The sequence below is a fragment of the Anaerotruncus sp. genome (assembly GCF_057433415.1).
Genome location: NZ_DBMDHH010000100.1, coordinates 1 through 4293 on the forward strand (window position 1 = coordinate 1; position 4293 = coordinate 4293).

Annotated in this window: 2 protein-coding genes and 1 pseudogene; all 3 read right to left on the reverse strand. The window is 66.6% G+C overall.

The window, feature by feature from the left end:
• A pseudogene (locus tag ACZO3G_RS14555) lies at positions 1–1733 on the reverse strand (collagen-like domain-containing protein); the annotation flags it as partial.
• Between the two features lies 1 nt (position 1734).
• The gene (locus ACZO3G_RS14560; protein ID WP_276872011.1) at positions 1735–3891 is read right to left on the reverse strand and encodes a hypothetical protein; all 2157 of its coding nucleotides are present in this window, start codon (positions 3889–3891) and stop codon (positions 1735–1737) included.
• 3 nt (positions 3892–3894) lie between these two features.
• A partial coding sequence (locus ACZO3G_RS14565; protein ID WP_486847365.1) for a hypothetical protein occupies positions 3895–4293 on the reverse strand: 399 nt, incomplete at its 5' end.

The window sequence follows — 4293 nt, forward strand, 5'->3', positions numbered from 1 at the left end:
ACGCCCGGCTTCTCTCCCAGCGCGGACACCGTGACCTGCCCGGCGGCCTGCGCCGTGAGCAGCAGCTTGCCCGCCGCCGCCGCGTCGTACTGCTCGGCGGTCGTGGCCGCCGCCAGCCCGATGGTCCCCGGCGTGTCCGCGCCGGTGATCTCCGCGACGGTCAATCTCTGCGTAAAGGGGGCCGTGTCGCCCGTCCAGCCCGCCGCCGTCAGCGTGGCGGTGACGTTCTGTGCCGGGGCCGCCTTGCCGTTCCACGCCGTCCGCTCCGTGGACGTGACGTGCTTTACCGCGTCCGCCACATGCGCGTCCAGCTCCTCTTTGAGCGGCCCGGCGCTCCCGCTGGGTTCCGCCCCCACGTCGGCCGCTGTCAGGGTGATCGACCCGGAGGCGTCCGGGGTCTTGCCGTTGACGATCGCCGGGTATCCGCGCGGTCCCTGCGATCCCTCCGGGCCCTGGATACCCCGCTCGCCCTGCGCGCCCTGCGGGCCTGCCGGGCCCTGGATGCCCTGCGGGCCCTCCGGTCCGACGGGGCCGGGATCGCCCTTGGGCCCCTGCGGGCCTGTAACGCCGGCGTCCCCCCTGTCACCCTTGGGTCCCTGCGCCCCCGTGGGGCCGGGATCGCCCTTGGGCCCCTGCGGGCCGGTCGCGCCGGCGTCTCCCCTGTCGCCCTTGGGTCCCTGAATCCCCTGCGCGCCGGGCGCGCCCTGCGGGCCCTCCGGCCCGGCGGGGCCCTGAATCGTGCCGATCTCCTGCCAGCCCGCCGTATCGGCCGACCAGATATATACGGTGTTGTTGGCCGCCGTGCCAACCGCATAGGCGTCCCCGGCCGCCGCCGTCTGGTGGGCCGCCATAAGCGCCGCCAGCGTCGGGTAAAGCCCAAGCACGTCGAAGCTTCGGCCATCCCTGCCGTCCTTACCCGCGGGCCCCTGTTCCCCGCGCGGTCCCTGAACGCCCTGCGGCCCCTGTGGGCCTGCGGGGCCCTGCTCTCCGGGGTCGCCCTTCGCCCCGCGCTCCCCGGCGGGTCCGGGGTTGCCCTGCGGCCCCTGCGCGCCCGCCGGGCCCTGCTCTCCGGGGTCGCCCTTCGCCCCGCGCTCCCCGGCGGGTCCGGGTTCCCCGCGCGGCCCCTGCGGACCGGTGGTCCCTTGGATGCCCTGCTGGCCCTGCACGCCCGCCACGCCCTGCGGGCCGCGAATGCTGCGCGCTGCCGGAGGATTCGCGGCGGACGCCTCGACGAGCGTAAAAGTAAGCGTACCGTCGCCGGCCACGCTCGGAAGCCAGACCTCTCCCTCCGGGCCTCGCACGCCCTGAATCCCCTGCGGGCCCTGTTCGCCCCGGGGCCCCTGCGGTCCGGTGACGCCGTGCACCACCGTCACGCCGTCCGCGTCCTCCACCTCGGAGTTTACAAACTGCATCCGGCCGCGCTGGGGCAGGAGGTTTCCGTCCCGGTCGAGGATCAGGTGCCCGCTCGACCCCGTCGCCGTCCATGTCTCGCCGTCCAGCGTGATTTCGATCACCCCGTCCGGGCTCAATCGGATCGCCTTGACGTCCGCCGCCTGCACCGGCTCGCCGCGGACCGTCAGGTCGTCCACCAGACGGTTGACCGCCGGGATGATCACATCCGTGGACAGCTCGTCAAACACCCTCTGCGCCTCTGACACGGAAAGCCCGAGCGGGTTTTGCCGCCCCAAAACCGTTTTCCCGGCATAGTCCTCCGGTAAGATTTTTTTGTACATGTTATCCCCCCTTGTAATTTCCGTTTTCGACGAACTCCAAAGAGATATTAAAAAGCCCGAACGGCTCATTGAGCTCGTTATTTTCCAGTCGGAACCTGATTTTGTCCACCTTTTTTTGCTTGATCTTTACGCCGATGGTTTTGGGGGTGGCGTCGGAAGAAAACGTAAATTTGGCAAAGTCGATATAGCCGAAATCCAGATACCGCGCGCGGGCGCCGGCATCGAAGAGCAGCGACCAGATGCCTTTTTTCTGCGCATAGACCTTGACCCCCGTCGCAATCGCCGAGGCCAGACGCACGGAGAAGTAGCGAAACGTTTTGTTTTTGTGGAAGTACTTGCCGTCCACGTCAGGCAAATCCCAATGGGCCTGGATCGGCGCCCCCGCGTCGTTGTAGCTCCCCTGCGCCTCCGGGTCCCCATAAAAGCGGTATATCTGCCCGGTTTCCGTGCCGAACCAAAGCCGCCCGTCCCGCTCCCACATAATCCGCGCGGGAACGTTGGTCCAGTGGTAGCACTCGTACTGGAAGGAGGAATAGGGCGCGTTGCGCTCGTATTTCTTCTGCATCCCGTCGAGGACGTAGCAGCGGCCGTTCACGCTGAGGATGTACAAATCCTGATAGGCGCATCCGACGGCCTCTTCCAGCTCCGCCTCCGCCGTCAGCGCCTTGTCGATGAGGCTGCTCCGGTTCTGTGCGTACCGTTCGCCGGTGATGTCCGCCGGGGTGATCGCCATAATCCCGGTCCGCGTCAGGAAGAGCGGCTCGTTTTGCAGGTAAGCGAAGGTGTATTTCCCAACCGCGCCCGCGCCCTGGAGGGCGTTGACGATGGGGAACGCGGCCGCCCCGTTTTGCAGGGCGCCGTTCCGGAGGATCACGTTGCGCCCGTCCTCCCCCTCGTCCTTGTGGGCGGCAAGGCGGTCGTTCACGACGCTGTAGCCCAATATCCGGCTGCTGTCCTGCCCGAGCACCGAATACCAGAGGTCCCCGAAGAACGTCGGGTCGTTCATCTGCGAATACCAGTCCTGGTTCGGGTATTTCGGGTTCCCGGTGGCGAACAGCCGGTCGGCCGCGCCGTTGACGCCGTAGAGGATCGACACGTCGCAGTGGTTGATCCGGTCCGCGTAGTCGTAGACGAGCTTTTGAAAGCAGATGCGGACGTTCTCCTTCCCCTCGATGGGAGACACGCCCGGCGCGATCGTGAAGGTCACCTTCCGGGCCACGCGGTCCACGGCGATCCCGCCGTCCTCCTTGACTTCATTCCACGTCCCGTCCGCCTTCAGGGTCTTCGCCGTGACCTTCTCGCTCCCCATGACCTCCGCCGCGAGCTGGAATTCCTTCTGGTCCGCGGCGGCCGCGAAGCATTCTTCCGCGTCTCCAAAGTCGCCGCGCGCCTTTGACGCCGTGATTTCCACATTGTCCGTGCCGTCCACGGGGGACGCGCCCGGCGCCGTCTTGAACGTGACCTTCCCCGTTTTCCGGTCGACCGTGAAATCGGTCGTCTCGGCAAGGTCCTGCCAGGTCCCGTCGCTGCCCAGCTTCCGGGCGGTGACGGGGGTCCCGTCGAGATTCCCGGTCGTGAGCTGGTAGGCGGTGGTCGACGCCTTTCCGTAAAAGCTCTCGGTCCACTTGCGGGAAAGCAGGTTGACCGGCTCCAGCGTGGTCCCCGCGCCGTCCGGATTCCGGGAAATGATGATCGTGGGCACATAGGCGATTTCCGTCACCGGCTCCACCCGGTAGCTCTTTTTCGGTTCCCCGTCCGCCGCGTCCTTGACGTCCAGTTCTCCGTAGACGAGATACCGCCTGCCGTCGAGCAGGTAGAGCTTTTTCCCGAACTGCCACGCGGCGGACCGCGTGTCCGCCATCTCCTCATAGACGGCCGCGTGATCCACGTACAGCCTGTTCCCCGCGTGCACGACCTCGCGGGTCCCGTTGTCGTCCGTCAGGTAAAACACGCCGTTGATCCGGCCGTCGTAGCTGTCCATCCGCTCATAGCCCATGCGCTTGCGGACCTTGCCCGGCTGGTCGCGGATCATGTTCGGCGCGTCCGGGCTCCGGTAGTCCTCCACATTGGCCGGCGCGTTGGAGAGGTCCACGCCGCGCAGCTCGTTGATCGCCAAAATCGAGCGGTCCGGGCTCTTGGGAATCTCAAATCTCGCCATCGCTTACCACCACCCGCTGCTGCTTTCAAATTCCCTGTTCGTCGCCGGGACCTCCACGCCGCGCAGTTCTTCCCGCGCGACTTCAAACTCGTTGCGATACTGCGTCGCAAGCCCGATGTCGTCCTCCTTGTAGAGCTGCGAGGCCATGTAGAGCGGCACCAGAACGGCGACCTCCGGGTCGAGCGGCATTTCATATCCGTCCGCGGTCTGCTGTGTCACCGGCGGCGGGTAGGCGTTGTAGTAGACCCGCCACGTCCCGGCGCGCTCCGCGGGAAGCACAAGGATATTCCAGCTTTCAAACAGGAACTCCGCCGTCTGGCCGTACCGTTCGCCGTCCTCAAAAAAAATCTGGTTCTCCCGCACGGTGTAGAAATCCTCCGCCAGCTCCTTCAGGTCGTACCG

What these genes read in the sequence shown, in the direction of transcription:
- ACZO3G_RS14560 (WP_276872011.1), bottom strand. Translation starts at nt 3,891, where the DNA reads ATGGCGAGATTTGAGATTCCCAAGAGCCCGGACCGCTCGATTTTGGCG.